The organism is Micromonospora sp. WMMD710 (assembly GCF_029626045.1).
Classification (GTDB): Bacteria; Actinomycetota; Actinomycetes; order Mycobacteriales; family Micromonosporaceae; genus Micromonospora.
Genome location: NZ_JARUBD010000001.1, coordinates 5,025,528 through 5,050,680 on the forward strand (window position 1 = coordinate 5,025,528; position 25,153 = coordinate 5,050,680).

Below are 25,153 nucleotides of genomic sequence, written 5' to 3' on the forward strand. Positions count from 1 at the left end.
TCCTCAGTCCCAGTCCAGGCCGCCGCGCCGCCACACGTAGGCGTACGCGACGAAGACCGCGACGATGAACAGGACCATCTCCACGAAGCCGAAGATCGGCAGGGCGTCGAACGAGACCGCCCAGGGGTAGAGGAAGATGATCTCGATGTCGAAGACGATGAAGAGCATCGCCGTCAGGTAGAACTTGATCGGGAACCGCCCGCCGCCGACCGGCTGGGGGCTGGGCTCGATGCCGCACTCGTAAGCCTCGAGTTTGGCCTTGTTGTATCGACGGGGACCGGCGAAGCGGGCGGCGCCAACGGAGAACAGCGAGAACGCCGCGGCGAGGGCGAACAGCCCGATGATCGGTGCGTAAGGCGAGAGCGACATCGTTTTCTCCTGCTCGTCCTTCCCTGCCCTCGGTGCTTGACGAAAATCACACTATTCACGTCCCTCGCAGTGGCTGTCGGCGGGGGTCGATCTTTGTCGTGTCGGGGCTGCGACCAGCCCGACACCGTTCATCTATACGGCTGGCGCGGCCTTCGTCATCGCGTTGATGACCCGGTCCATCGCATCCCCGCCGCGCGGGTCGGTCAGATTTGCCAGCAGCTTGAGCACAAAACGCATCAGCGTCGGGTGTGGCATGCCGTGCTTGGTGGCGATCCGCATGATCTCCGGACGGCCGATCAGCTTCACGAAGATCCCGCCGAGGCGGTAGTAGCCACCGAGGCGGGCCTTCAGCTCGTTCGGGTACGCCAGTAGCGCCCGCTCGCGCTCCGGGCCGGCGGGGCGCGCGAGGGCCTGCACCGCCACCTCCGCCGCCAACTCGCCGGACTCCATCGCGTACGCGATGCCCTCGCCGTTGAACGGGTTGACCATGCCGCCGGAGTCGCCGACCAGCAGAACGCCGCGGGTGTAGTGCGGCACCCGGTTGAAGCCCATCGGGAGGGCGGCGCCGAGGATCGGGCCGTCGGCGTTGGTCTCGTCGGTCATCCCCCAGTCGGCGGGCGTGTTCGCCAGCCAGTCGGTGAGCAGCCGGCGGTAGTTGGTCTTACCGAACGCGGAGGACGAGTTGAGGACGCCGAGACCGACGTTGACCCGCCCGTCGCCGAGCCCGAAGATCCAGCCGTACCCGGGCAGCAGGTTGTCGCCGCTGTCCTTGCTGCGCAGCTCCAGCCACGACTCCAGGTAGTCGTCGTCGTGCTTGACCGGGGAGTGGTAGTAGCGGCGGACGGCCACGCCGATCGGCCGGTCCTCCCGCTTGGCCAGCCCGAGCGCGAGCGGGAACCGACCGGAGACCCCGTCGGCCGCCACGACCAGCGGGGCGTGGAAGGTGGTCGGCTCCTTGCCGGGCCCCACCTCCGCCTCGACACCGGTCACGCGGCCGTCGCCGTCGAGCACCGGGCCGAGCACGTTGACGTTGATGCGCAGTGTGGCGCCGGCGGCCACCGCCCGCTGGGCGAGCAGGTCGTCGAAGTCCAGTCGGGTGCGCACCAGCCCGTAGTTGGGGAAGCTCGCCAGCTCCGGCCAGTCCAGTTCCAGGCGTACGCCGCCGCCGATGACCCGCAGACCCCGATTGTGCAGCCAGCCGGCCTCGGGTGAGGTGTCCACACCCATCCGGATGAGCTGGCGCACGGCGCGCGGGGTCAACCCGTCGCCGCAGACCTTCTCCCGGGGGAACTCGGTCTTCTCCAACAGCAACACCCGTACGCCGTGCCGGGCCAGGTGGTACGCCGTCGCCGATCCACCGGGACCGGCGCCCACGACGATCACGTCGGCGTCGCGTTCCACCGCGGTCATTCGCGCCTCCTCCCGCACGCTCGTGAAATGCTTCACAAGCCAGACGGGACGAGTGTATGACCGACGTCATACCTGCGCAGGATCAGGGGTGCCTAACTCGCCGATGTGACAGTCAGCGACCGTCCACAGCAGTCGGGTGTCAGGCAGGGCTGGGCGCGTCCAGGCCGGCGTCGACGCGGATGGTTTCCGGCAGGTGCTCGCGCAACGCGCCACCAGCGGCCCGGTCCAGCGCGGCCAACACCTCGGCGACCACCTGCCGGACCTCCGCCGGGTCCGCTCCGGCCAGCGCGCGCAGCTGCGCGACGAGTTCGGCCGCGTCGTCGTCGGTGGCGGCCACCGGGTCCGCCGGCTCTGCTCCGGTCATGCCGACGAGCGTACGGGGCAAAGTGGACTAAAGACGGATATTCACGAAACGCGCCTGCGGTCAGCTCCGCGTTACTGGCGGATCCCCCGGTGCAGGGCGACCACACCACCGGTCAGGTTGCGCCACGCCACCCGACTCCAGCCGGCCGCGGCGACCCGCCCCGCGAGCGCCGCCTGGTCCGGCCAAGCCCGGACCGACTCGGCGAGATAGACGTACGCCTCGGGGTTGCTGGACACCGCCCGGGCGACCACCGGCAGGGAGCGCATCAGGTACGACAGGTACACCGTCCGGAAGGCCGGGTTGACCGGGGTGCTGAACTCGCACACCACCAGCCGCCCGCCCGGCCGGGTGACCCGGGCCAGCTCACGCAGGGCCGCGTCGGTGTCGTTGACGTTGCGCAGCGCGAACGAGATGGTCACCGCGTCGAAGCTGGCGTCGGCGAACGGCAGCCGCAGCGCGTCCCCGGCCAGCAGCGGCACCTGGGGGCGAGCGCGCTTGCCCGCGTACAGCATGCCCAGCGACAGGTCGGCGCCCACCGCGTACGCCCCGGACTGGGCCAGCTCCTGGGTCGACACACCGGTGCCCGCACCCACGTCGAGCACCCGCTCGCCCGGTCGCAGCCCGAGCGCCGCCCGGGTGGACCGACGCCAGGATCGGTCCTGGCCGAAGGAGAGCACCGTGTTGGTCAGGTCGTACCGCTCGGCCACGCCGTCGAACATCGCGGCGACCTCGTGCGGCTGCTTGTCCAGGCTGGCTCGCTGGCCCTGCGGGGTACGGCTCACCCCTCCACTCTGCCAGCCACGCGCGGGCCGCCGGCCGTCGGGTCCGCGTACCCGGGCGGGTGCGCGACCGGCGCGGCCCGGTCGGAGACGCGAAAGGGCGGGGTGGTCGCCCACCCCGCCCTCGTGTCGCGACGACCGTCAGTCGGTCGACTTCTCGTCGCCCGGTGCGACCAGGACCACCTTGCGCCGGCGGGAGAGCACCAGCAGCGCCCCGCCCGCGAGCAGGATCAGACCGCCGATGCCGCCGATCAGGCCGGCCTGCACACCGGTCACCGGCAGACCGCCGCCACCACCGCCGCCGGTGCCCGGCGAGGTGGTGACACCCGGCGTGGGCGTGCCGGTCGGAGTCGCCGTCGCCGTGGGCGTCGGGCTCGGCGTGGCCGCGGTCAGGTCGACGAACGCCTCGAAGGTCGTGTGGTTGTCCACCTCGTCGACCTCGGTGAAGGCCTTGCGCTGCGCCGAGCTGGCCACCTCGGGCTCCTCCTCGGGCTGCCCCTCGGCACCGTCCAGCCCGAATGCGAAGAGGTCACCCTCGTGCAGCACCGGCTCGGTGACGTTGTTGCCGACCTTCACCGTGACGTTCGCGGTGTAGTACTGCCCGGGCTTGACGACCGCGCCGGCGTCCTCGCAGAACAGCTGCTGCTTGCCCAGGAACACCTGCTCCAGGCAGCCCTGCGGCTTCTGCACGAACGTCACACCCACCGGCAGGGTCAGGCCGTAGAAGATGCCCGTCGCCTTGCGGCTGCCGTCGTTGTAGACCGCCCAGTCCAGCGGCACCGTCTCGCCCCGGCGTACCGGGCGCAGGTCGGGGTCGTCGCCCTGGACGCCGTTGACCACGACGTTCGCCTGGACGTCCTGCACCCAGCTGGTCAGGTCGTAGCCGGCCTTGGCCACGGTGATGTCGTGCTCGACCCTGTCGATCGGGGTGGAGCCGGAGGTGGCCGAGCTGATGGAGACCACCAGCGTGCCGGCGTCTCCGCGACCACCGGTGGAGAACAGCGGGATGCCGAACTCCTCGCCGGTGCCGGCCGGCAGGTCGCCGAGCGGGCAGGTGAACGTCGTGCCCTTCGTCTGGCAGCCGAGGGGCACCACGACGCCGACCTTGTTCTTCTTCAGCCTGCTGGTGTCCACGGTGTAGCTGACACCCGTGGCGGCAACCGTGCTCCGGCTGTTGTCGACCCGGAACTTGAACGGCTTGGCCTTGGCCGCCTTGACGCCCTTGGCGAGCTCGGTGCTGATCGGCACCAGGGCCAGATCGGCCTGGTCGGCGGCGTGCGCCGGGGCGGCCAGGGTGGCCAGGCCACCGGTCGCCAACAGGGCCACGACACCGGCGCGGGCCAGGGCCGAGCGGTGGAACGCTGTCATCAGTCCCCCGGGGGTAGGGAAGAAAGAGTGGTTGCGGAACGAGCGGACGTTATCGGAGGTCGATCTCCCACGCCAGCGCGCAGGGCCGCTTTCATCCGTCCGGCCTGGACCGATGAGACGGAACGGGCGGGATGGTCACCCATCCCGCCCGTACCGCCGTGCGTTATATGAACGACCCTCACGGGCCGATGGAGGACAGCCCTCGACCAGGACCATCAGACCATCCGCCACCAGCACGGTCGCGCTGATTTCGCCGATCGGCTGGCGACGGATCCGAGCCGGGACGCTAGCCGCCGACGATCATCTCCACCAGCCCCGGACCGGACAGCCTGCCGCTGCGACGGCGCGGACCACCCGTACCGCCCACCACCGTCGGGCGGGAGCACGAGCCCCGGTCAGCCGAACGGCCGGGTCAGTTGACCTCGACCAGTGGCAGCGACCGGCCCGCCCCGCCGCCGGGCAGGGCGATCGAGGAGAAGTGCGAGACCACCCGCTCGTCGGTCGGGTCGTCGGCCGGCGTGTGGTGCACGGCGAGCCGGTTGTAGAGGGTGTCCCGCTGCGCGGGGATCCGGTCCGCCGAGCGGATCATGCCGATCAGCTCGTGCAGGTTGGAGCGGTGCCGCGCGCCGGCCGAGGAGATGACGTTCTCCTCCAGCATGATCGAGCCCAGGTCGTCCACACCCATGTGCAGGGAGAGCTGCCCGACGTCCTTGCCGGTGGTCAGCCAGGACGCCTGGAGGTGCGGCACGGTCTCGAAGAAGAGCCGGGCCACCGCGACGAGGCGCAGGTATTCCAGGGTGGTCGCCTGGGTGCGGCCCTTGAGGTGGTTGTTCTCCGGCTGGTACGTCCACGGGATGAACGACCGGAAGCCACGGGTACGGTCCTGCACGTCACGGATCATGCGCAGGTGCTCGATCCGCTCGGCGTGCGTCTCGCCGGTGCCCATCATCATCGTGGCGGTCGACTCGATGCCCTGCCGGTGGGCCAGCTCCATGACCTCCAGCCAGCGCTCACCCGACTCCTTGAGCGGCGCGATGGCCTTGCGGGGCCGCTCCGGCAGCATCTCCGCGCCGGCGCCCGCGATCGAGTCCAGGCCGGCGGTCTTGATCCGGGCGATGGCCTCGTCCAGGCTCACCCCGGACACCTTGGCCATGTGCAGGATCTCGCTCGGGCCGATCGAGTGGATGACCAGCTGCGGGTACGCCTGCTTGACCGAGGAGAACAACTCCTCGTAGTACTCGACGCCGTAGTCCGGGTGGTGGCCGCCCTGGAGCATCACCTGGGTCGCGCCCAGCTCGACCGCCTCGCCGCAGCGGCGCAGGATCTCCTCGGTCGGGTGGGTCCACCCTTCCTTGTGCTTGGGCGCGCGGTAGAAGGCGCAGAACTTGCACGCCGTCACGCAGACGTTCGTGTAGTTGATGTTGCGGTCGATCAGGTACGTGACGACGTTGTCCGGGTAGCGCCGGCGGCGCACCGCGTCCGCCGCCTCGCCCAGCGCGTGGAAGGGCGCCTCGGTGTAGAGCAGCAGGGCCTCCTCGGGCGTGATCCGCCCACCGTCCGCGCCGCGCTGCAGGATGTCGTCGATCTCCCGGCTCACCGTCACACCCCGAGCCTACGTCGCCCGCTCAGCGGCCAGCACTCCGCTCTGCCTCCCGTGACGCGCACCCCAAGCGGCGCTCAGCGGCGGCGATCTGTCCAGCGGCGAGATCTTGGACAGTTTCCGTCAGCGCGGAACGGAAAGTGTCCAAGATCTGCGCGGATTTCCCTCCCGTTCGCGTCTCAGCAACCCGCAACCATCGCAAGCAACGTTGCTGGATCTCGTTCCCCACCCGCCGGAGGTCCGATGCCGATCTGGACTCAACAGCCCGCCTGGCTGCGACCGTACGATGCGTCCGATTCACCCGGGCCGATCCCGTCGGTGATCGCCCACTTCCGGCGACACAGACGGGAGGATGAGCCGACACCGACCGAGGCGCAGCGAGAGGCGAGCCGCTACACAGTGGTGCTGGTGCCACCCGAGGCCGCGGTAGCGCTGGGCGACAACCGAGGCGAGGTCGGCCTCCAACTGTTCCGCGACACCGACTGGGACCACTACCCGGCTCACCTCGACGAGGCGGTCACGCTGATCGAGGAGGCGTGCGGGGAGCGGGTCACCCTGGTCGAGCACCGCTCCGACCTCACCTACTGGACAGCACACGTCCGTCCCGAGAACTGAGGTGGCCTGCCGGCTCGGAACAGCAGAACTCGTCGCCGGTGAGTCAGGCGTCGTAGTCGACCGTGAGCTTGTCGGTGGTCGGGCTGGACTGGCAGGTCAGCACGTAGCCGGCGGCCAGCTCGTCGGGCTCCAGCGCGTAGTTGCGGGCCATGGTGACCGCGCCGTCGACGACCTTCGCCTTGCAGGTCGAGCAGACGCCGCCCTTGCAGGCGTACGGCAGCTCGCCCCGCACCTTCAGCGCGGCGTCCAGCACCCGCTCCTCGCGGCCCATCGCGAAGCTCGACGACCGGCCGTCCAACAGGATGGTGACCTCGGTGCCGGCGCCGGCCTGGTCGGCGGGGCGGCGCACCGGCTCCGGCGGCGCGTCGACGTGGAACAGCTCGGTGCGTACCGCCGACTCGGGCAGCCCACGCGCGGTCAGCACGTCCCGGACGTCGACCACCATGGCGTACGGGCCGCAGAGGAACCACTCCTCGATGGCGTCGCCCGGCACGATGGTCTCCAGCAGACGGCCCAGCCGCCGCGCGTCGATCCGACCGGAGAGCAGCGGCGACTCGCCCTGCTCGCGGGACAGCACGTGCACCAGGTGCAGCCGGGTCGGATGGCGGTCCTTCAGGTCGGCCAACTCCTCGGCGAACATCACCGTGTTCGCCGTGCGGTTGCCGTACACCAGGGTGAACGTGCTGGCCGGCTCGACGGCCAGGGCGGTCGCGACCAGCGCGAGCACCGGGGTGATGCCGGAGCCGGCGACGACCGCGCCGTAGTGCCGCACCCGGTCCGGCGCGAACGCCGTGGTGAAGGTGCCCAGCGGCGGCAGCACCTCGACCGTGTCGCCGCCGCGCAGCGCACCGCACGCGAACGCCGAGAAGGCGCCACCGGGAATCTCCCGCACCCCGATCCGCAACCGGCCGTGCCGGGCCAGGTCGTCGGGGGTGGAGCAGATCGAGTACGACCGGCGCACGTCCGTGCCGTCCTCGGCGACTCGCCGCACGGTGAGGTGCTGACCCGCGCGGAACGCGAAAGTCTCCCGCAGATCCTCGGGTACGGCGAAGGTGACCGCCACCGAGTCGTCGGTGAGGCGGTCGACGGCGGAGACCGGCAGCGGGTGGAAGACCGGCCGACGGCGGACCGGACGGGTGATGGTGACAGTCACAGCGCCTTCAGGTGGTCGAAGGGTTCGGCGCAGGAGCGGCAGCGCCACAACGCCTTGCAGGCGGTCGAGCCGAAGCGGCTGACCTGCTCGGTCTCCGGTGAGCCGCACTGCGGGCAGCGGACCGCGAGGGTCAACGACACCACGCCGGCGGTGGGCACCGGGGCCGGCGGGGCGATCCCGGCGGCGGCGAGCTTGGCCCGGCCGCCCGCGGAGATCCAGTCGGTGCTCCACGGTGGGCTGTAGACGGTCCGGACCTCCGCGTCCGGGTGCCCGGCCACCGCGAGCGCGCGGCGGATGTCCGCCCGGATCACGTCCATCGCCGGGCAGCCGGTGTAGGTCGGGGTGATGGTGACGGTGACCCGGCCACTGGCCGGATCCTCCTCGACCGCGCGCAGGATGCCCAGCTCGTCGATGGTGATCACCCGGATCTCCGGGTCCACCACCGACGCGGCCGCGTCCCTGGGGTTCACCACCGCGCCCCGGGGTGCGCGCGGTGCAGCACCTGCATCTCGGCGAGCAGGTAGGACAGGTGCTCGGTGTGCACGCCGTCGCGCCCGCCGGCCGGCGCCCAGGCACCCTCGGGGCGGGTGAGCGTCGCCTCGGCCAGCACCGCGCCGACCGTCTCGTCGAACGCCGGCCGCAGGGTGGACGGGTCGACCGGCGCCGCCGGGTCCGCGCCGAACAGCTCGTGCGTGTACGGCCACACCTCGTCGACGGCCGACTGCATCCGGCGGTGCGACTCCTCGGTGCCGTCACCGAGCCGCTTCACCCACAACGCGCCGTGGTCCAGGTGGTACGCAGACTCCTTGCGGGCCTTCGCGCCGATCGCGGCCAGCCGCTCGTCGGCGCAGCCGGCCAGCGCCGTGTAGAGCGGCACCTGGTACGCCGCCAGGAAGAACAGCTTCGCCACCGTCACCGCGAAGTCGCCGTTGGGCAGCTCGACCAGGAGGGCGTTGCGGAACTCGCGGTCGTCACGCAGGTACGCCAGCGCGTCCTCGTCACGGCCGGCGGCCTCCAGCTCCCCCGCGTACGACAGCAGCAGCCGGGCCGCGCCGAGCTGGTCGAGGGCGATGTTGGCGAGCGCGATGTCCTCTTCCATCTCCGGCGCGCGGGTCGTCCACTCGGCCAGTCGCTGCGCCGCGATCAGCGCGTCGTCACCGAGGCCGAGGGTGAAGTCGAAGGGCCCGTTCACGCCGCCACCTCGCCGCGCTCGGCGGCCGCGCGGCTGAGCTGACTGGTTCGCTCGCTCACAGGTGTGCCACCCCGTCCGGCACCTCGTAGAAGGTGGGGTGGCGGTAGACCTTGTCGGCCGCCGGGTCGAAGAAGGCGTCCTTCTCGTCGGGGCTGGTCGCGGTGATCGCGGCGGCCGGCACCACCCAGATCGACACGCCCTCCTGCCGGCGGGTGTAGAGGTCCCGGGCGTTGTGCAGCGCCAACTCGGCGTCCGGGGCGTGCAGGCTGCCGACGTGGGTGTGCGACAGCCCACGCCGGGCCCGCACGAACACCTCCCACAGCGGGGTCTGTTCCGTCATGCCGCCACCTTCTCCCTGTTCTCCGCCCGCTTGGCGGCGTACGCCGCGGCGGCCTCACGCACCCAGGCGCCGTCGGCGTGGGCGGCCCGCCGGTGAGCCATCCGCTCCCGGTTACACGGCCCGTTGCCGGAGATCACCCGCATGAGTTCGTCGTAGTCCGGCTGGCTGTAGTCGTACGCCTGCCGTTCCTCGTTCCAGCGCAGGTCGTCGTCGGGGATGCGTAGCCCGAGGACCTCGGCCTGCCCGACGCACATGTCGACGAAGCGCTGGCGCAGGTCGTCGTTCGAGAAACGCTTGATCTTCCAGGCCATCGACTGGGCGGAGTGCGTGGAGTCGCCGTCCGGCGGGCCGAACATGGCCAGCGACGGGTACCACCAGCGGTCCACCGCGTCCTGGGCCATGGCCCGCTGCGCCGGCGTGCCGTGGGCCAGGGTGTGCAGAATCTCGTAGCCCTGGCGCTGGTGGAACGACTCCTCCTTGCAGACCCGGATCATCGCTCGCGCGTACGGGCCGTAGGAGCAGCGGCACAGCGGCACCTGGTTGACGATCGCCGCGCCGTCCACCAGCCACCCGATCGCGCCCACGTCGGCCCAGCTCAGGGTGGGGTAGTTGAAGATCGAGCTGTACTTCTGCCGCCCGTCGAGAAGTAACTGGACCAGCTCGTCGCGGCTGATGCCGAGAGTCTCGGCGGCGGCGTAGAGGTAGAGCCCGTGGCCGGCCTCGTCCTGCACCTTGGCCAGCAGGATCGCCTTGCGCTTGAGCGACGGCGCCCGGCTGATCCAGTTGCCCTCCGGCTGCATGCCGATGATCTCGGAGTGGGCGTGCTGGGCGATCTGGCGGATCAGCGTCCGGCGGTACGCGTCGGGCATCCAGTCGCGCGGCTCGATCTTCTGCTCGGAGCCGACGACGTCGGCGAAGTACGCCGCCAGGTCCTCGTCCGGCGCGGGTCCGCCGCGTCGCTCGCGTGCGGCGGCCGCGCGCAGCTCCGCCTCGGCCGCCTCGACCTCACCCAGCAGACCGCCGCCGGGGGTGTCGTCCGAGGCGTCCGTCGGTGCGGAGAAGTCGTTGCCATACATGAGGACAAGTGTTACAGCTTGCGCCATGATGCACCAGGGGGTGTAACAGGAAACCCGTGTCACCTTCGGTCACCTTTAGGCGGTTGTTCCTCACGTTGCGCGGCCGCGTCGGCTATGAGGTAGCTCACGATGCAAAGATGAACCCGCCCAGAAGCCGCATACCATCTCGATATCCCGTCTTCATCGCAAGTTGCCAGGTGTCGAGTTCTGGCGAGTCGCCAGTCCGGACGTAGACTTTTGCTGGTCACACGATCGGCTGCCCAGAATCGCCGTCTCCACAGAGGCCACCTCCCCCGGCCTCGGCGATCGCACCGGTCGCCCCGGACAACAAAGCCGGTCCCCCGGCCCTGACATCTGGAGCTCACCCACATCATGCGATCCCGCGTGACCACGGTGCTCGCCGTCGCGGCGACCCTGCTCGGTGGCGTCCTGCTGGTTCCCGCCGCGTACGCCCGACTGGCCGACGACACCAGCAGCGGAGGCGGAGGCGGCGGTGCCGCCTCGACCGTCCCCGCGCCCACCCCGCCACCGCCAACCCTGGCGGCGGGCCCGGTGTCGGTGAGCTTCCAGGGCGAATTCTTCTCGTGGGCGCTGATGGACCGGAAGACCGGCAAGATCTCCGGGTCGTCGAACATGACCTCGACCAGCTCCACCGAGTCGATGATCAAGGCGTGGATCGTCTCCGACTACCTGCGGCAGCTCGGAGACAGGGAGCCTCCCGCAGCGCTCAAGGAGGCGGCGCGGCTCGCCATCATCGACAGCGACGACGTCGCGGCCAACAAGATCCACGCCGCCGCGGGCGGCTCGTACAAACCCTCGACGAGCAGCACGCCCGACGCGGTGATCCAGCGGGCGATCAAGATCTGCGGGCTGACCGACACCAAGCGTGGCAACGTCGCTCCGTACACCGGGTACTGGAGCTTCACCCGGATGTCACCGCGCGACGCGGTCCGGCTCGGCGACTGCATCGCCGACGGCAAGGCCGCCGGCCCGAAGTGGACGAAGTGGGTGCTCGACCAGATGAGCGAGGTACGCGGCAGCGTCAAGGAGCAGAAGAAGACGTCCGGTGGTGGCCGCTGGGGGATCATCGACGGCCTGCCCAAGTCGATCACCGCTCAGGGGCCGGTCAGCATCAAGAACGGGTGGACCCCGATCGCGTACGACAGCAACTGGCACGTCAACTGCCTGGCCGTCAACGGAAAGTGGAGCCTCGCGGTGATGTTGCGCTACCCGCTCCGGAGCGGACTGAACTACGGTGCCCAGGTCTGTTCCAGCGTGGCCACCCAGTTGGTCACCCCGCAGCCGGGCGCCGCGCTCAAGGTCCCGCAGCAGCCGGTCGGGAAGCTTTGATGGCGGGCAGCCGTCGGGCGGACCGACGCGGCGACGGCGAGACGTCGTCCCCCCTGCGGCTGGTCGCCATCGCGGTCATCCTGATCGGGCTCGCGCTGGTGTCGCTGCGGCTGCTGCCCGGGTCGCCGTTCGAGTCGTCCGCCGCGGCCAAGTGGGGTCACTCCGGCACGGTCAGCGACCGATCCACCGGTACGGCCACCGACCGCAGCGCCCGCAAGCCGGCCTCGCCGTCGCCGAGCCCCAGCCCCAGTCCGTCGCTGGAACCGCTGCCGTTCGTGGCCAAGGGCCTCAACCTCAACATCAAGGGCTGGTACTCCTGGAGCGTGCTGGACCGGCGCACCGGGAAGATCATCGGTTCGAACAACATGGGCGAGACCAGCACCACCGCCTCGATGATCAAGTCTTGGATCGTCGCCGACTACCTGCGCCGCGCGGCCGACGCCGGCCAGACCCCGAGCGACGCGAAGCTCGCCGACGCCACCCGGATCATCCGGGACAGCGACAACACCCGGGCCGAGCAGTTCTACAACACGGTGGGCCGGGCAGCCTCGATCAAGCGGCTGATCTCCATGTGCAAGCTCACCGACAGCAGCGTCGCACCCGACGGCGGTTGGAGCCGCACGGCGCTCTCCCCACGGGACACCGCCCGCCTGGGCAACTGCATCGCCACCGGCACCGCCGCCGGGCCGAAGTGGACCAAGTGGCTGCTCAACGAGATGAAACTGGTCCGTGGCGCCGGTGACTTCGGCATCCGCAAGGCGTTCCCGGCCGCCGAGCAGAAGCAGATCGCCATCAAGAACGGGTGGATCGACCGGACCAAGGAGCAGGAGATGCACGTCAACTGCCTGGCCATCGGCGACACCTGGACGATGGGCGTGATGGTCAGGTACCCGATCGGCATGGGCTACGACTACGGGATGCAGAACTGCGAGAAGATCACCGAGGCGCTGCTCCGGCCCGGCGTCTGACGCCCGGCGTCTGGGGCCCGGCGCAGCGCGGCCCGCCGCACAAGCGTGCCGCACGCCGGCGGCTCAGCCGGCGAAGAACTCGGGGCCGCCGTCGGGCAACGCCGGTGTCTCGCCGATCGCGGCGGCGCGGCGGGCGAACTCCCGCAGCCCGGCGACCTGCCGGTCACCGAGGGAGAAGTCCAGCGTCCGGAAGTACGTGGCCAGCGTCGCGGCGTCGAACGTCTCCCACCGGGCCGCCGCCTCGGCGACCTGGTCCAGCTCGGCCAGGCAGAGGTCACGCGAGCGCAGGAACGCCTCGTGCACCTCCTTGACCAGGCCCGGGTGGGCGGTGGCGAAGTCTCGGCGTACCGCCCAGACGGCGAAGACCATCGGCAGCCCGGTCCACTCCCGCCAGGCCTGCCCGAGGTCGGTGACGGTCAGGCCCAGCTGCGGCGCCTCGTACAGCGCCCGCAACGCCACGTCCCCGATCAGCACGCCGGCGTCGGCCTCCAGCATCATCTGGGTCAGGTCCGGCGGGCAGCGGAAGTAGTCGGGCCGCACACCGTACTGGTCGGCGAGCAGCAGCTGGGCCAGCAGCACCCCGGTACGCGACGTCGAACCGAGCGCCACCCGGGCGCCGTCCAGCTCGCCCAGCGGCTTCGTGGACACGATGTTGACCGAGAGCACCGGCCCGTCGCTGCCCACCGCCAGGTCCGGCAGGAGCAGCAACTCGTCGGCGTGCTTCAGGTACTCCACGAGGGTGATCGGGCCGATGTCCAGATCACCGGCGACGAGCGCGGCACTCAACCGGTCCGGCGAGTCCTTCTGCAGATCCACGTCGAGCAGGGCACCCGAGCGCATCAGACCCCAGTAGATCGGCAGGCAGTTCAGGAACTGGATGTGCCCGACCCGCGGGCGTGCGATGCGCTCAGCCATGCCCCGACCGTATCCCCGGCGTCCGGCTCGGGCTCGGCGGGCCGGCGCGAAGTGGCTCATCCCGCATCCGCACCAGCGGGGTCCAGCGACGGCCGCCGCACGGCCCGGGTGACCACCGGCACGAACGCCAGCACCACCAGGAGCCCGGCCGCACCGGTTCCGGCGATCAGCGGCCGGGGCGACACGGCCGCGAGCAGCGCCCCACCGACCAGGAACCCGGCCATCGAACCACCCTGCACGGCGGCCCCGTAACTGGCGTACGCACGGGCGCGCATCGCCTCCGGCACCCGACGGGCGGTGAGCAGGTTCGCGAAGACGGGCCTTCAGGTCACCGAGATCACCGACCTGCTTCGCGAGCGGCTGACCGGCCTGAAACGGCCGAAAACGATGCGGGTCATCGTGCGCCGGCGCAAGCTGTTCGACCACGAACAAGCCACCCTGTTCGACACCTGCGCGGCTACCGGTACTCGGCGTTCGTCACCAACACCGGCGCCCACGGCCCGGACGGCCTGTCCGTCCAGCGCGCCGACACCCGTCACCGCGTACACGCCCGCGTCGAAGACGACGTACGCACCACCAAGGACACCGGCCTCGGGCATCTGCCGTCCAAACAATGGCAGGTCAACAAGGCCGGGTGCGCCGCCGTCACCATCGCCGTGGACCTCACCGCGTGGATGCGCCTCTACGCGCTGACCGGCGCCCTGGCCAAAGCCGAGCCCAAAACACTGCGTTACCAGATCTTCCAGACCCCCGCACGCCTGGTCCAAGCCCGCCGCTACCGGGGGCTACGCCTACCCCGAACCTGGCCCTGGGCCACCGACCTGGCCACCGCGATCGAGATCATCCGCCGAATGCCCATGCCCGCCACCTGAGCGAGCACCCACACCACCGCCCCAACGACCAGGAGGAACCCCAGGAGACCACGCCACCGGCGCGACAGCCGGCCCACAACCACACCCAACGGAGCCGATACATCCACCACCAACGATGCAGACTCGCCGGTCATCGATCGACGCCAGACCCACGAAGAATCAGGGTTGAACCTTAAGCTCGCGATGTCCGTTGTATCCAGTGGCTCCCTGTGGGGCCACGGAACCTGCGCCAGCGATGGGAGTAGCTATGGGAAAGCCGACTGCCGAAACGCTCGAGAGAATGGCTTGGGAGGAGCTAGACACGCTAATCTATGCCGATGAAGACCCACCGGCAAGTCTGCGGGGTAGTGATACCGGGTTGCACAAGTTTTGGGACGAGTGGGAAAACGCAGTCCGCATGCCTCCGTATGTGATGTGGCACCAGCGTATGGAGATAGTTGACAGTAGGGCCGACCATGAAGCGTCCGAACGAATAAAGGCAGGGACTGCGCGCTACCGCGACCATGCGCAAGAGAAGTCATTGTTGGTTTCGGTGGCTACAAGAGCTACTCACTTCGGCGACCGTATCCGACGCTTCGGGTCGAGGAAGGCTGCCCTGAGATCGAAAAAGGCGGATTTTGTAAAACCGCTGACCCGGGCCCAGGCAACATCCGCCGCCCCCCATGCCGTCGCCGCTGCAACTAGTTCTCTCAACGGCCCGCCGTCATCGGTGGCGAGGGGAAGCTCCAGGGTGTCTGGCATGGTGCGCCCGGGAGTAGCTGTCTGGGCTCCCTTTTATACTGACCCTAGTTTTTATGGCGGGCATCATCCAAGGTAACCATTTGCTCGTTTCGCGGTATGCCAGCCGGTCCGGTGTTCTGCGTGGTGGGGTGGTTTCGGCTGGTGGGTGAGTCTGGTCAGTCGTCGGGTTTCGGGGACGGTCAGGGGGATCTGGCCGGGGCCTACTGGCGGGGCCTGGTCGGGGGTGATCGCGCCGTAGAGGCGGGCCTGGCACTGGTCGAGGCTGAACTCGTCCTTGCCGAACTCGAAGTCCTCCTCGACTGACCAGCGTAGTCCGGCGGCGCGGATCAGCCGGGTCATGGCTCTTCGGTTACCCGTCGGGTTGGTCGCAGTAGTGAAACGCCAGCTCGCCGGTGCGTCGGTGGCGGCGGACCAGCAGGTCAACCGCCACCGGCACCGAGGTCCAGCAGGAACGTGGAGGCCACCCGCAGCACGTACGCTCGCTGCTGGTGTTCGAAGAACTCCCTCAGCTACGTGCAGGCGCCGCACACCTCGTCCCCGCACACGACGTCGAAGCCGACGGGTGAGTCGGGTCGCGAACCAGGCGCCGGGCAGCATGCCGGCCGACCACGCCGCGCTGACCAGTCCGAACGTGGTGGCCGAGCCACCCAGCGTCTCCCGAATGAAGAAGACCTCGATCACGTTGATGCCGCCGGGGGCGGATCCTGGCGTGGTGATCCGGTCGGTTTCGATGAGGGTGCCGTCGAGCAGGCGGTAGTCGTAGTCGGCAGCCTTCGTGGGCCAGCAGTGCGCCGTGCAGCCGGGGAGCTTGGGCGGCCCTGCGGGCCCAACGGACCGGGAGCGCCACGACGGGGCTACAGCTGGGGCCGATCTGCGCAAACGGACTACGCAATGGCCCTGGTCCGGAATGTGCCTACTCCAGACGGAGTGGTTGAACCTCAAGCTCGCGATGTCCGTTGTATCCAATTGTTCCCTATGGGGCCACGGAACCTGCGCCAGCGATGGGAGTAGCTATGGGAAAGCCGACTGCCGAAACGCTCAAGAGGATGGCTATGGAGGAGCTGTCCCAACGAATCTATGCCGGCGAGAAGCTACCGGCAAGTCTGCGGGGGAGTGATACCGGGTTGCAGAATTTTTGGAATGACTGGAAAAGGCAGCCCGCGAGAATACGGGTTCGCAGCGGGAAGAACTTCTGACGCTAATTGACGGTAGCGCCAACATTGAAGCGTCGAAAAGAATAAGGGACGGGGCTGCGCGGTTTAACGATCATGCGCGCGAGAAGGCGTTGTTGTCTTTGGTGGCTTCAAGAGCTCATGCCTTCGGCACCCTTATGCAAGATTGCGGGTCAAGGGCGGCTGCCCTGGCTTCGAAAGTGGAGGAACTAATATCGCCACTGACCAAGGCTGAGGCAATAGCCCGAATACAATCGGGCGACACCCTGCGTACCGTCGCCGCATCAACGCGTTCCTTCGCACGCCCACCATGGGTGGCGAGGGGAAGCTCCGGGGCGTCTGCCATGGTGCGCACGGGAGAGGCTGCTGCCTGGGCTCCCCATTTTCCTAATCCGCATGGTAGGACTCAGGCATGTTGACCATTTGCCCGTTTCGCGACATGCCGAGTATTTGTAGTGGTCGATAGGGGTTCCGCCACGGCCCCGGCGTTGTTCGGGCTTGAAGTGTTCTGTCCAGGTGGGGATCGAGCAGAGCGGTAGTTGTGGACGAGCGCAACTTCTGATGATCTTTCGGGTGCTTACGCCAGAAGATCGTTTCAAGAGTTGCGCTCGTGTCGTCATCTTCCCCAATCAGCCCTGTTGTCGACCACCTCGCGGAGCTGGCCTTGTGGGAAGCCGAACTCGCGGTAGACCCGGGTGGGGTTGGCCCGTTGTCGGTGGCGTCGTCGCTGCTCGACCGGCTCCGGCAGGTGCCCGACCCGCAGCGGTTACGAGGACTTCGGCATCCGCTGCTGGTGATCCTGGTGCTGACCGCCTGCGCCACGCTGGTAGCGGGAAACGACTCGATGACTGCGATCCGGCAGTGGGCGGCGCGGACCCCGCAGGATGTCCTGCACCGCCACGGGGCCCGGTTCAACCCGCTGCTCGGCCGGTACACGCTGCCCAGCGAACGGACGTTCCGGCGGGTCCTGGCCGGTCTGGACGGTGACGCCATCGACGCAGCGACCTGCGGATACGCCGCCGACGTGGTCCATGGCGACGTCCCGATCCCGGTCATCGCCGCCACCGAAGACGAGCCCGTGGAACGCGAGCAGCGCCGCGCTGCGGGCGGTGACCCGGCCCGTCCCGACCGGGCTGCTGCCCGCCGTCGCGGTCGATGGGAAACTGCTGCGCGGCACCCGCACCACGACCACCGGACGCTCCCAAACAACGCCGGGCCGTGAGCCCGCACCGGCACCGGACCCGCCGCCCTCGCCGGGCGAGGGAGGTGGGTGGGGTGGGTTGCGGTTGGGGCGGGACAGTGTTCCGGGTGCGCCACGCCGTCACGCGCGGGTGGTTGCGGTGGTAATTCGGTGGAAGGGGTGGCGGGGAGGGCGTAGGGTTGCAGCCCGCTTGACGGCCGAGGTGAGCTGCACCGGAACGGACGTCCCCGCGCCGGGCGGCCGGCCAATCCGCCCCCGGACACGCGAGCGCGCAGCAGGTGTGAACGATGGGACGTCAGCATGCCCGCACTTGACCTCGACACCCACCCAGACGACACCACACCCGACGGCACCACAGCCGACGGCACCCGCCTCGACGCGGATCTGACCGCCGAGCGCGCACACCTGGACACGTCGCGGGCGGCGCTGCGGCGGATGCGGGAACGGGCCGAAGCGCTCTTCTCGACCGGTGATCAGGTCGCCGGCGACGCGTACGCCGCGGAGACCCTCGGCCGCACGCTGGCCCGCCGGGTGGCCGAACTCGCCGATGACCCGACCACGCCCCTGTTCTTCGGCCGCCTCGACTTCGCCGGAACCCCGCACCCCGAGGAAGCAGCCCTCGCGGAGGCAGGCCGCACGAAAGCAGCCTTCGCGGAGGCAAGCCGCACGGAAGCAGCCGGCCGGGACGCGGCCAGCGCGACCACGACCCACGAAGCCACCAGCACCAGCACCAGCACCAGCACCAGCACCAGCACCAGCACCAGCACCAGCACCAGCACCAGCGATCATGACGGGCACCGCTATCACGTGGGACGGCGGCACGTCACCGATGAGCATGGTGAGCCGTTGGTGCTGGACTGGCGGGCGCCGGTCTCCCGGTCGTTCTACCGGGCCAGTGCGCGGGATCCGCAGGGGGTGGCGGTTCGGCGGCGGTTCGGGTTTAGCAACGGGGTGCTGACCAGCTTCGAGGATGAGCGGCTGGATCGTGGCGAGGAGTTGGGCACGACCAGCCGGATCCTCACCGCCGAGATCGAGCGGCCGCGTGTCGGGCCGATGCGCGACATCGTCGCCACGATCCAGCCGGAGCAGGACGAGCTGGTCCGGGCAGACCTGGCCGACTCGATCTGCGTGCAGGGCGCCCCGGGCACCGGGAAAACGGCGGTCGGTCTGCACCGGGCCGCATACCTGCTCTACCTGCACCGCGAGCGGCTACGGCGGGCCGGCGTGCTGATCGTGGGGCCGAATCGAGCGTTCCTGTCGTACATCGCGGCGGTGCTGCCGGCCTTGGGCGAGGTCGAGGTCGAGCAGGCCACAGTAGAGGAGTTGATCTCCCGGGTGCCGGTCCGGGCGGTCGAGGCGCCGGCGGTGGCCGCCCTGAAGCACGACGCGCGGATGGCGCGCGTGCTGCACCGCGCGGTGCAGGCGCAGATCGGCACGCCGACCGAGTCGATCACGGTGTCCGACGGGTCGTTCCGGTGGCGGATCGGGTTGGAGCCGCTGCACCGGATCGTGGAGGAGACCCGACGGGAGGGACTGCCGTACGGCACCGGCCGGGAGCGGGTCCGGGCGCGCGTGGTGAGCCTGCTGCAACGGCAGGCCGAGGCGCGGCGTGCGGAGTCGCCGAGCGACGCCTGGCTGCGCCGGATGGGCCGGTGCCGACCGGTGGTCGACTTCCTGGATGCGGTCTGGCCGGCGCTCACCCCCGAAGGGCTGGTGTACGGCCTGCTGTCCGACCCGGCCCGTCTCGCCGCGGCGGCGGACGGCCTGCTCAGCGACACCGAGCAGGCGCTGCTGGTCTGGGCGAAACCGGCCCGCACCGCGAAGGCGACCCGTTGGACCGCCGCCGACGCCGTGCTGGTCGACGAGGCGGCCGGGCTGCTGGAACGGCCCTCCGGGTTCGGGCACGTGGTGGTGGACGAGGCGCAGGACCTCTCCCCGATGCAGTGCCGTGCCATCGGCCGGCGCAGCGAGCACGGTTCGGTCACCCTGCTCGGTGACCTGGCGCAGGGCACCGCGCCGTGGGCGGCGACGGACTGGCGGGAGTCCCTGGCCCACCTGGGCAAGCCGGACGCCGTGGTGGTCCCGTTGACGGTCGGCTTCCGGGTGCCCGCGGCGGTGGTCGCGTTCGCGAACCTGCTGCTGCCGGCGCTCGCTGTGGACGTACCCCCGGCCGAGTCGCTGCGCCGTGACGGTGGCCTGGACGTGCGTACGGTGACCGACCTGACCTCGGCGACGGTGGCCGAGGTGCACGCGGCGCTCGCGCACGACGGCTCGGTCGGTGTGATCGCCGCGGACGACGCGGTCGACGGGCTGCGCGCGGCACTGGCCGCCGCCGGTGTCGCAACCGCGACCGCCGACGACGTGACGGCCGCGGAGCGCGTCACCCTGGTGCCCGCGACGCTGGTCAAGGGCCTGGAGTACGACCACGTGGTGGTGGTCGAGCCGGCCGCGATCGTCGCGGCCGAACCGCGCGGGCTGCACCGGCTGTACGTGGTGCTCACCCGAGCCGTGTCGCGGCTGTCGGTGCTGCACAGCGAGCCGCTGCCCTCGCCGCTCCTGGCCGAAGCCGCCGAGTGACGCGGCTCAGCGACCGGCGACGCGGCTCAGCGGCTGGTCAGGGCGGCGGCGATCTCGCGCAGCGGCTTGCCGGACTCGGCGATCGGCACGGTGAAGGCCAGCCACGACCCGTCGGTGAACTCGACCCGGAGCCGCTTCGGGTTGAGCCGGTGCCAGCCCACCCGGGCGTCGGCGACCGCCGTGCGGGGAGCCGACCAGACGATCCTCGTCTCGGCCGCTGCGCGCTCGTCGTCGGCCCGGCTCGACCAGAGCTTGACCGGCCCGGACGCGCAGACGAGGAACCGCTGGTCGGTGACGGCGAGGATGGTGTCCTCGATCGTGGTCGCAGGCGGCACCGGCCGGCGGGAGTGCTGCAGTGTGGACGCCGCCGAGCCGGATGCGCCGCGACCGGCCACCCCGTAGGTGATGCGGTCGACGAGCCGGTCTCCCGCCGCGAAGGAGACCAGCGGCGAGATCAGGTTGAGCAGCACCCCGGCCACGACGCCGCCAGCGCCGGGTGCGTCCGGCCGCTGCGGGTCGGCTGGTTGGGGCGGGTCGGGCGGCAGGACGCCCTGGGCGATCCCCGTCTTCGCTACGGCGAGCACCTGCTCAGTCGGCTCGACGAGGTGGGTGAGCCGTTCCGGGTAGCTGAGGTCCGCCATCGGCTCAGTACCGATCCTGGTGGGGCTGACTCGCGCCAGGCGCGTCGGCCATGACCTCGCCCACCAGTTCGCGTACGCGGGCGGCGGCCGCCTCCTGGGCGCGCTTGGCAGCGGAGGTGAACTCCTCGGCCAGCGTGTACGAGTCGAACCGCATGGCCCGGGCGTTGACATCGGTCGAGACGATCGTGCCGTCCGCCGACGCGGTGACCCGGACCAGGCCGGAGTCGCTCACACCCTCGGCGCTGCTGTCCTCCAGCTCGGCCATCTTGCCGGCCAGCTCACGCTGCCAACCGTCCAGGTTGCGGGCCAGCGCCTCGATGCGGTCCAGACCGGGAAAGGTCATGTCGGTCCCCTCAGGTCAGGATTGAGTCGAAGACATTCTGCACGCCCTTGGTGTAGGGGCCCAGATCCTCGCGGTAGGTGCCGTCCACCAGATAGTTGCGGTCCTTGGTGCCGTCGGAGACGTCGTGCAGCCCCACCCCGGTGTCCAGGAGGGAACCTCCGAGGCCGGGGATGTTCACCGGGGACGCCTGGTTGATCAGGAACTTGCCCGGGAAGAGGGTCTTGAACTTCTCGATCTGGAAGGCCCTCGCCTCGGCGGTCCAGCCGGACTTGTTCCACGCCCGGTACGCCTTCTTCGCCTTGCGGATCTCCAGCACCGCCCGGCGGTACCTCATCAGCAGCTCGGCGACCTTCTGCATCTTGGTGGCCAGCTTGGTCAGGATCTCCGCGAAGCGCGCCACGATCTTGACCATCCGGCCGACGGTGGTGGCAAGCTTGGCCAGCACCCGGACGACCGTCGCCGCGAGCGAGATGCCGGCGCTGAGCGCCGCCGCCACCGCCGCGATGATCACCTCGGTGAGGAACCAGAGCAGGAACTCGAGGATCAGCTCGACCAGCAGGTTGAACGCGTCGACGGCCGCGTTGGCCGCGTCGACCAGCACCTCCTTGGTGCCATCCAATCCCTTGGCCAGCTCCTCGATGGCCTCCTCCACCGAGGCCATCGAGGCGTGGAAGCTCTCGGCGGCGTCGCCCGTCCAGTAGCCGCGCAGCCGGACCCGGTCCTGGATCTGCTCGCCGGCGATCTCGCGGACCGCCGCGCCGGTGTCCAGGCAGAGTTGCGCCGCGCGCATCAGGTCGTCCGGCTCGCCCGCGACCAGTTCAAGGAGCTGCTCGAAGGGCCAGAGCACCGCGTTGGACAGCGGCTTGAACGGGTCGGGGGTGCCCGAGACGATCTGCTCGAAATAGGTCTTGTTGCGCTGCAACGCCTCGGTGCTCATGCCGGCACCGGCCCGGTCGTGCCACCGGTGCCGGGCGACCAGGGGCCCGGCGCGATGACATCGGGGGCGGCCGGGCGGCCCGGTACGAACATGTCGGTGTTGGCCACGTCGGTGCCCGTGTACGCCCCGGCGGTGTCACGGAGCCCCTCGGCGATGTCCGCCATCACCTCGGCGCCGTCGGCCAGCCCCTGCAGGCACGCCTCGAACTGCTCGGCGTACGTCGCGGCGAGGCTGAAGGACGCGGGCATCACCCCGAAGGCGTGCCGGGGCACGTGACCGTCGCCGAACGAGCGGTGCAGCTCGCGAAAACGGGCCGCCCGGTCGGTGGACGCCGCGGCGAACGCCATCAGGGCCTCTGGCTGGACGTCCAGTTCTCTGTTCGGGCTCGACACGGACCCTCCCCTGTGTCCTGTGCGACGGGTCAGCCGCTACAGCCACCCACCATAGGCACTGCGTGCCGCCGTCGGTGACCCCCCTGCGGAACACGGGGCACACGACGTTGACTTTGTATTTTAAAGTAGTTTGCATGAGCCCCGACGACGACGACCTGCCGCCGGCCGACGCCGCGGCCGCGCTCCGGTTGATCGAAGACCAGCGATCAGAGACGGTACGCCGGCTCGAGCCGGACTCCCGGGTGCTCTACTGGCCGTGGGGCGTCGCGTGGCTGATCGGCTTCGGGCTGTTTTTCCTGCGCTTCTCCCCCGACGGTCGGGTGCTCGTCCGGCTGCCCGACTGGCTGCCGCTGACCGCCCTCTTCGTCCTGCTGCTGTGCGCCGCGGCGATCCAGGCGGTGGCCGGCGCGCGGGCGTACGGCCAGGTGACCGGCGACTCGGCCCGGCGCGGGCGCTGGTACGGCTGCGCCTGGGCCCTGGGCTCGGTGAGCGTGTACGCGGGGCTCGGCCGGATCAGCGAGCACCTGCCCCACGACCAGGCGGCACTGCTCTGGTCGGCGACCGCCGTCGGGCTGACCGGCGCGCTGCACATGGCCGGCGGTGCGATCTGGCTGGACCGCGACCTCTTCCGGCTGGGCGTGTGGATCAGCGTGATCAACGTGGTCGGCACGTTCGCCGGGCCGGGCTGGCACTCGCTGGTGATCGCGGTGGCCGGCGGCGGCGGCATCCTCGTCGCCGGCACGCTCGCCCACCTGCGTCGACGGCGGGCCCGATGACCGACCTCGACCCGGTCATCCACGCCCAGGCCCGGCTGCGCGTCGTGGCCAGCCTCTCCGCACTCGGCGACGGGGACCGGATCACCTTCCCCCGCCTACAGGAGCTGCTGGGGATGACCGCCGGCAACCTTTCCGTGCACCTGCGCAAGCTCGAGGACGCCGGGTACGTGGAGGTCAACAAGACCCACCGTGGACGTACCCCGACCACGCTGATCCGGCTCAGCCGGCGGGGCCGGCTGGCGTTCGAGGAGTACACCGAAGCCATCCGCACTCTGCTCGACCCCACCCCGTCGAAGGAGCAGTCATGACCCTCGCCCGAGCCGACCAGGCCAGCCGCCGGTACGGCGACGTCCTCGCCCTGGACCGCGTCGACCTGGAAGTCCGGGCCGGTGAGCTGGTCGGCCTGCTCGGCCCGAACGGCGCCGGCAAGAGCACCCTGATGAACCTGCTGGTCGGGCTGCGCCGCCCCAGCTCAGGCCGGGTCGAGCTGTTCGGGGGCGACCCCCGCGACCCGGCGTCGCGGCGACAGATCGGCGTCACCCCGCAGGAGACCGGCCTGCCGGGCACGCTGCGCGTCGGCGAGGTCGTCGACTTCGTCTCCGCGCACTACCCCGACCCAGTGCCCCGGGGCGAACTCCTCGACCGTTTCGGCCTCGGCGACCTGGCCCGGCGGCAGACCGGTGGGCTCTCCGGTGGGCAGCGCCGCCGGCTGGCCGTGGCCCTGGCGTTCGTCGGCCGACCCCGGCTGGTGCTGCTCGACGAACCGACCACCGGCCTGGACGTGGCCGCCCGGCACACCCTGTGGGACGCGATCCGCGCGTTCCACGACGACGGCGGCACCGTCCTGCTCAGCAGCCACTACCTGGAGGAGGTGGAGGCGCTGGCCCACCGGGTGGTGGTGATCGGGCAGGGCCGGGTGCTCGCCGACGACACCGTCGACGCGGTACGCGGCATCGTCGGCGTACGCCGGGTGAGTCTCGTCGCGGACGAGCTGCCCGACCTGCCCGGCGTGGTCCGCACCGAACGGATCGACGGTCGGCTGCACCTGCTCACCACCGACGCCGACGAACTGGTCCGGGCGCTGGTCACCACCGGGACCACCTTCACCGACCTGGAGGTCCGCCCGACATCGCTGGAGGAGGCGTTCCTCGCGATCACCGGCGAGGGCCAGCCCGCCACCGACGGTCAACCCGCCACCGCCACCGCCGGCGGCCGACCCACCACCGTCTGAGGAGGCGACCCCCGTGCAGCTCGCCCTGGTCCACGCCCGCTACCAGCTCCTGGAGATCATCCGGATCCCGGTGGCCGTGTTCGGCAGCGCCTTCTTCCCGGCCGCCGCCATGATCTTCTTTGTGGTGCCGTTCGCCGGTGAGGATCCGGTCGGCGCGACCTTCGCCACCGCGTCGATGGTCACCTTCTCGGTGATGAGCGCCAACATCTTCCAGTACGGCGTCGGCGTCGCCGAGGACCGCGACCAGCCGTGGAACCCGTACACCCGGACCCTGCCGGCCGGCCCGGCACCCCGCTTCGCGGGCCGGGTGCTGGCCGGACTGGCGCTGACGTACCTCTCGCTGATCCCGGTCGTGGTCATCGGCGCGACGCTCACCGCGGCCCGGATCACCCCGGCGGCATTCCTGCTGACCGCCGTCACGGTGGCCGTCATCTCGGTGCCGTTCACGCTGATGGGGCTCGCCATCGGCTACTCGCTGCCGAGCAAGGCCGCGATCGTCGTGGCGCAGGTCGTCTTCCTGCCGCTCGCGTTCGGCGGCGGGCTGCTCTCCGCACCCGGTGAGGCACCCGGGTTCATCGAGACGATCGCACCGTTCCTGCCCACCCGGGGCGCGGCCGAACTGATGTGGTCGGCGGTCGGCGACTACCGCGTCGAGCCGCTGGCCCTGATCATGCTCGGCGTCTGGGTGGTGCTGCTCGCGTCGCTCGCCGGCTGGGCGTACCGGCGGGACGAGGGTCGCCGGTTCAGCTGACGATTCGTCCGTTTCCGCCC

The 25,153-nt window shown here is 70.3% G+C and carries 30 protein-coding genes; 11 read left to right on the forward strand and 19 right to left on the reverse strand.

Translation table 11 applies throughout. The features are described from left to right. Positions 1-3 precede the first annotated feature (3 nt). The 6 genes from O7620_RS23160 to mqnC all read right to left on the reverse strand — a co-directional run bounded on the left by O7620_RS23160 (position 4) and on the right by mqnC (position 5,893). A complete protein-coding gene (locus O7620_RS23160; protein WP_007454588.1) occupies positions 4-369 on the reverse strand; it encodes an NADH-quinone oxidoreductase subunit A in 366 nt (121 codons plus the stop codon). Between the two features lie 132 nt (positions 370-501). After that, positions 502-1,779: a geranylgeranyl reductase family protein gene (locus tag O7620_RS23165; protein WP_278125106.1), complete on the reverse strand. Its 1,278-nt coding sequence runs from the start codon at positions 1,777-1,779 to the stop codon at positions 502-504. Between the two features lie 139 nt (positions 1,780-1,918). Next, a complete protein-coding gene (locus tag O7620_RS23170; protein ID WP_151489185.1) occupies positions 1,919-2,143 on the reverse strand; it encodes a hypothetical protein in 225 nt (74 codons plus the stop codon). Between the two features lie 71 nt (positions 2,144-2,214). Beyond that, entirely contained in the window at positions 2,215-2,925 is a 711-nt protein-coding gene (locus O7620_RS23175) for a demethylmenaquinone methyltransferase (protein ID WP_278125108.1), read from the reverse strand. Positions 2,926-3,063: 138 nt separating this feature from the next. Continuing rightward, the gene (locus O7620_RS23180; protein WP_278125110.1) at positions 3,064-4,290 is read right to left on the reverse strand and encodes an LPXTG cell wall anchor domain-containing protein; all 1,227 of its coding nucleotides are present in this window, start codon (positions 4,288-4,290) and stop codon (positions 3,064-3,066) included. Positions 4,291-4,702: 412 nt separating this feature from the next. Continuing rightward, positions 4,703-5,893, reverse strand: a complete 1,191-nt coding sequence (gene mqnC / locus O7620_RS23185) for a cyclic dehypoxanthinyl futalosine synthase (RefSeq protein WP_151489182.1) — start codon at positions 5,891-5,893, stop codon at positions 4,703-4,705. Between the two features lie 240 nt (positions 5,894-6,133). Here mqnC and O7620_RS23190 point away from each other — a divergent pair, with 240 nt between their 5' ends. Further along, positions 6,134-6,505: a hypothetical protein gene (locus O7620_RS23190; protein WP_278125113.1), complete on the forward strand. Its 372-nt coding sequence runs from the start codon at positions 6,134-6,136 to the stop codon at positions 6,503-6,505. A gap of 43 nt (positions 6,506-6,548) precedes the next feature. On the opposite strand, the gene paaE is transcribed toward O7620_RS23190, so the two are convergent. From paaE to paaA, 5 genes are read right to left on the reverse strand one after another with little or no spacing between them, the layout of a single operon-like run. Continuing rightward, entirely contained in the window at positions 6,549-7,658 is a 1,110-nt protein-coding gene (gene paaE / locus O7620_RS23195; protein WP_278125116.1) for a 1,2-phenylacetyl-CoA epoxidase subunit PaaE, read from the reverse strand. Next, complete coding sequence (gene paaD, locus O7620_RS23200; protein WP_151489177.1) at positions 7,655-8,131, reverse strand: 1,2-phenylacetyl-CoA epoxidase subunit PaaD; 477 nt, start codon at positions 8,129-8,131, stop codon at positions 7,655-7,657. Before paaD ends, paaE begins: the two co-directional genes overlap by 4 nt. Beyond that, a complete protein-coding gene (gene paaC / locus O7620_RS23205; protein ID WP_151489176.1) occupies positions 8,125-8,850 on the reverse strand; it encodes a 1,2-phenylacetyl-CoA epoxidase subunit PaaC in 726 nt (241 codons plus the stop codon). The genes paaD and paaC overlap by 7 nt, the downstream gene beginning before the upstream one ends. A gap of 55 nt (positions 8,851-8,905) precedes the next feature. Further along, positions 8,906-9,190, reverse strand: coding sequence for a 1,2-phenylacetyl-CoA epoxidase subunit PaaB (gene paaB / locus O7620_RS23210; protein ID WP_151489175.1), 285 nt, complete (start codon positions 9,188-9,190; stop codon positions 8,906-8,908). Further along, the gene (gene paaA / locus O7620_RS23215) at positions 9,187-10,266 is read right to left on the reverse strand and encodes a 1,2-phenylacetyl-CoA epoxidase subunit PaaA (protein ID WP_278125119.1); all 1,080 of its coding nucleotides are present in this window, start codon (positions 10,264-10,266) and stop codon (positions 9,187-9,189) included. Before paaA ends, paaB begins: the two co-directional genes overlap by 4 nt. 372 nt (positions 10,267-10,638) lie before the next feature. On the opposite strand from paaA, the gene O7620_RS23220 reads away from it, so the two are divergent. Beyond that, a complete protein-coding gene (locus O7620_RS23220; RefSeq protein ID WP_278125121.1) occupies positions 10,639-11,616 on the forward strand; it encodes a hypothetical protein in 978 nt (325 codons plus the stop codon). After that, positions 11,616-12,584, forward strand: a complete 969-nt coding sequence (locus tag O7620_RS23225; RefSeq protein WP_278125122.1) for a hypothetical protein — start codon at positions 11,616-11,618, stop codon at positions 12,582-12,584. The genes O7620_RS23220 and O7620_RS23225 overlap by 1 nt, the downstream gene beginning before the upstream one ends. Before the next feature lie 63 nt (positions 12,585-12,647). On the opposite strand, the gene O7620_RS23230 is transcribed toward O7620_RS23225, so the two are convergent. Genes O7620_RS23230 through O7620_RS23240 form a run of 3 tightly spaced genes read right to left on the reverse strand, consistent with a single transcriptional unit; the run spans position 12,648 to position 14,098 of the window. After that, positions 12,648-13,499: a menaquinone biosynthesis protein gene (locus O7620_RS23230; protein ID WP_278125124.1), complete on the reverse strand. Its 852-nt coding sequence runs from the start codon at positions 13,497-13,499 to the stop codon at positions 12,648-12,650. Between the two features lie 56 nt (positions 13,500-13,555). Then, positions 13,556-13,774 carry a hypothetical protein gene (locus O7620_RS23235; RefSeq protein WP_278127240.1) on the reverse strand — a complete coding sequence of 73 codons (219 nt, stop codon included), beginning with the start codon at positions 13,772-13,774 and terminating at the stop codon, positions 13,556-13,558. A gap of 48 nt (positions 13,775-13,822) precedes the next feature. Further along, a complete protein-coding gene (locus tag O7620_RS23240; protein ID WP_278127241.1) occupies positions 13,823-14,098 on the reverse strand; it encodes a hypothetical protein in 276 nt (91 codons plus the stop codon). Here O7620_RS23240 and O7620_RS23245 point away from each other — a divergent pair. Next, a complete protein-coding gene (locus tag O7620_RS23245; protein WP_278127119.1) occupies positions 14,009-14,371 on the forward strand; it encodes a transposase in 363 nt (120 codons plus the stop codon). The genes O7620_RS23240 and O7620_RS23245 overlap by 90 nt on opposite strands. A gap of 804 nt (positions 14,372-15,175) precedes the next feature. Here the strand turns inward: O7620_RS23245 and O7620_RS23250 are convergent. Then, positions 15,176-15,451 (reverse strand): hypothetical protein, encoded by a 276-nt coding sequence (locus tag O7620_RS23250; RefSeq protein WP_278127242.1) that lies wholly within the window; start codon positions 15,449-15,451, stop codon positions 15,176-15,178. A 223-nt stretch (positions 15,452-15,674) separates the two neighbouring features. Here O7620_RS23250 and O7620_RS23255 point away from each other — a divergent pair, with 223 nt between their 5' ends. The 3 genes from O7620_RS23255 (at position 15,675) to O7620_RS23265 (ending at position 20,062) form a co-directional block, all read left to right on the forward strand. Next, a complete protein-coding gene (locus O7620_RS23255) occupies positions 15,675-15,869 on the forward strand; it encodes a hypothetical protein (RefSeq protein WP_278127244.1) in 195 nt (64 codons plus the stop codon). A gap of 1,079 nt (positions 15,870-16,948) precedes the next feature. Continuing rightward, the gene (locus tag O7620_RS23260; RefSeq protein WP_278125125.1) at positions 16,949-17,506 is read left to right on the forward strand and encodes a transposase family protein; all 558 of its coding nucleotides are present in this window, start codon (positions 16,949-16,951) and stop codon (positions 17,504-17,506) included. Positions 17,507-17,785: 279 nt separating this feature from the next. Continuing rightward, a complete protein-coding gene (locus O7620_RS23265) occupies positions 17,786-20,062 on the forward strand; it encodes an AAA family ATPase (RefSeq protein WP_278125126.1) in 2,277 nt (758 codons plus the stop codon). A 26-nt stretch (positions 20,063-20,088) separates the two neighbouring features. Here O7620_RS23265 and O7620_RS23270 read toward each other — a convergent pair whose 3' ends face one another. The 4 genes from O7620_RS23270 to O7620_RS23285 are packed head-to-tail and all read right to left on the reverse strand — an operon-like array spanning position 20,089 to position 22,375. Next, the gene (locus O7620_RS23270; RefSeq protein WP_278125127.1) at positions 20,089-20,703 is read right to left on the reverse strand and encodes a hypothetical protein; all 615 of its coding nucleotides are present in this window, start codon (positions 20,701-20,703) and stop codon (positions 20,089-20,091) included. Positions 20,704-20,707: 4 nt separating this feature from the next. After that, entirely contained in the window at positions 20,708-21,046 is a 339-nt protein-coding gene (locus tag O7620_RS23275) for a YbaB/EbfC family nucleoid-associated protein (protein ID WP_151492866.1), read from the reverse strand. Between the two features lie 10 nt (positions 21,047-21,056). Further along, positions 21,057-21,983 (reverse strand): WXG100 family type VII secretion target, encoded by a 927-nt coding sequence (locus O7620_RS23280; RefSeq protein ID WP_278125130.1) that lies wholly within the window; start codon positions 21,981-21,983, stop codon positions 21,057-21,059. Then, a complete protein-coding gene (locus O7620_RS23285; RefSeq protein WP_278125131.1) occupies positions 21,980-22,375 on the reverse strand; it encodes a type VII secretion target in 396 nt (131 codons plus the stop codon). The genes O7620_RS23280 and O7620_RS23285 overlap by 4 nt, the downstream gene beginning before the upstream one ends. 134 nt (positions 22,376-22,509) lie before the next feature. Here O7620_RS23285 and O7620_RS23290 point away from each other — a divergent pair, with 134 nt between their 5' ends. From O7620_RS23290 to O7620_RS23305, 4 genes are read left to right on the forward strand one after another with little or no spacing between them, the layout of a single operon-like run. Next, complete coding sequence (locus O7620_RS23290; RefSeq protein WP_278125132.1) at positions 22,510-23,151, forward strand: transporter; 642 nt, start codon at positions 22,510-22,512, stop codon at positions 23,149-23,151. Beyond that, positions 23,148-23,459, forward strand: coding sequence for a transcriptional regulator (locus O7620_RS23295; RefSeq protein WP_278125134.1), 312 nt, complete (start codon positions 23,148-23,150; stop codon positions 23,457-23,459). Before O7620_RS23290 ends, O7620_RS23295 begins: the two co-directional genes overlap by 4 nt. Further along, positions 23,456-24,382 (forward strand): ABC transporter ATP-binding protein, encoded by a 927-nt coding sequence (locus O7620_RS23300; RefSeq protein ID WP_278125135.1) that lies wholly within the window; start codon positions 23,456-23,458, stop codon positions 24,380-24,382. The genes O7620_RS23295 and O7620_RS23300 overlap by 4 nt, the downstream gene beginning before the upstream one ends. A 13-nt stretch (positions 24,383-24,395) precedes the next feature. Beyond that, the gene (locus O7620_RS23305; protein WP_151492860.1) at positions 24,396-25,133 is read left to right on the forward strand and encodes an ABC transporter permease; all 738 of its coding nucleotides are present in this window, start codon (positions 24,396-24,398) and stop codon (positions 25,131-25,133) included. Positions 25,134-25,153: the final 20 nt, after the last annotated feature.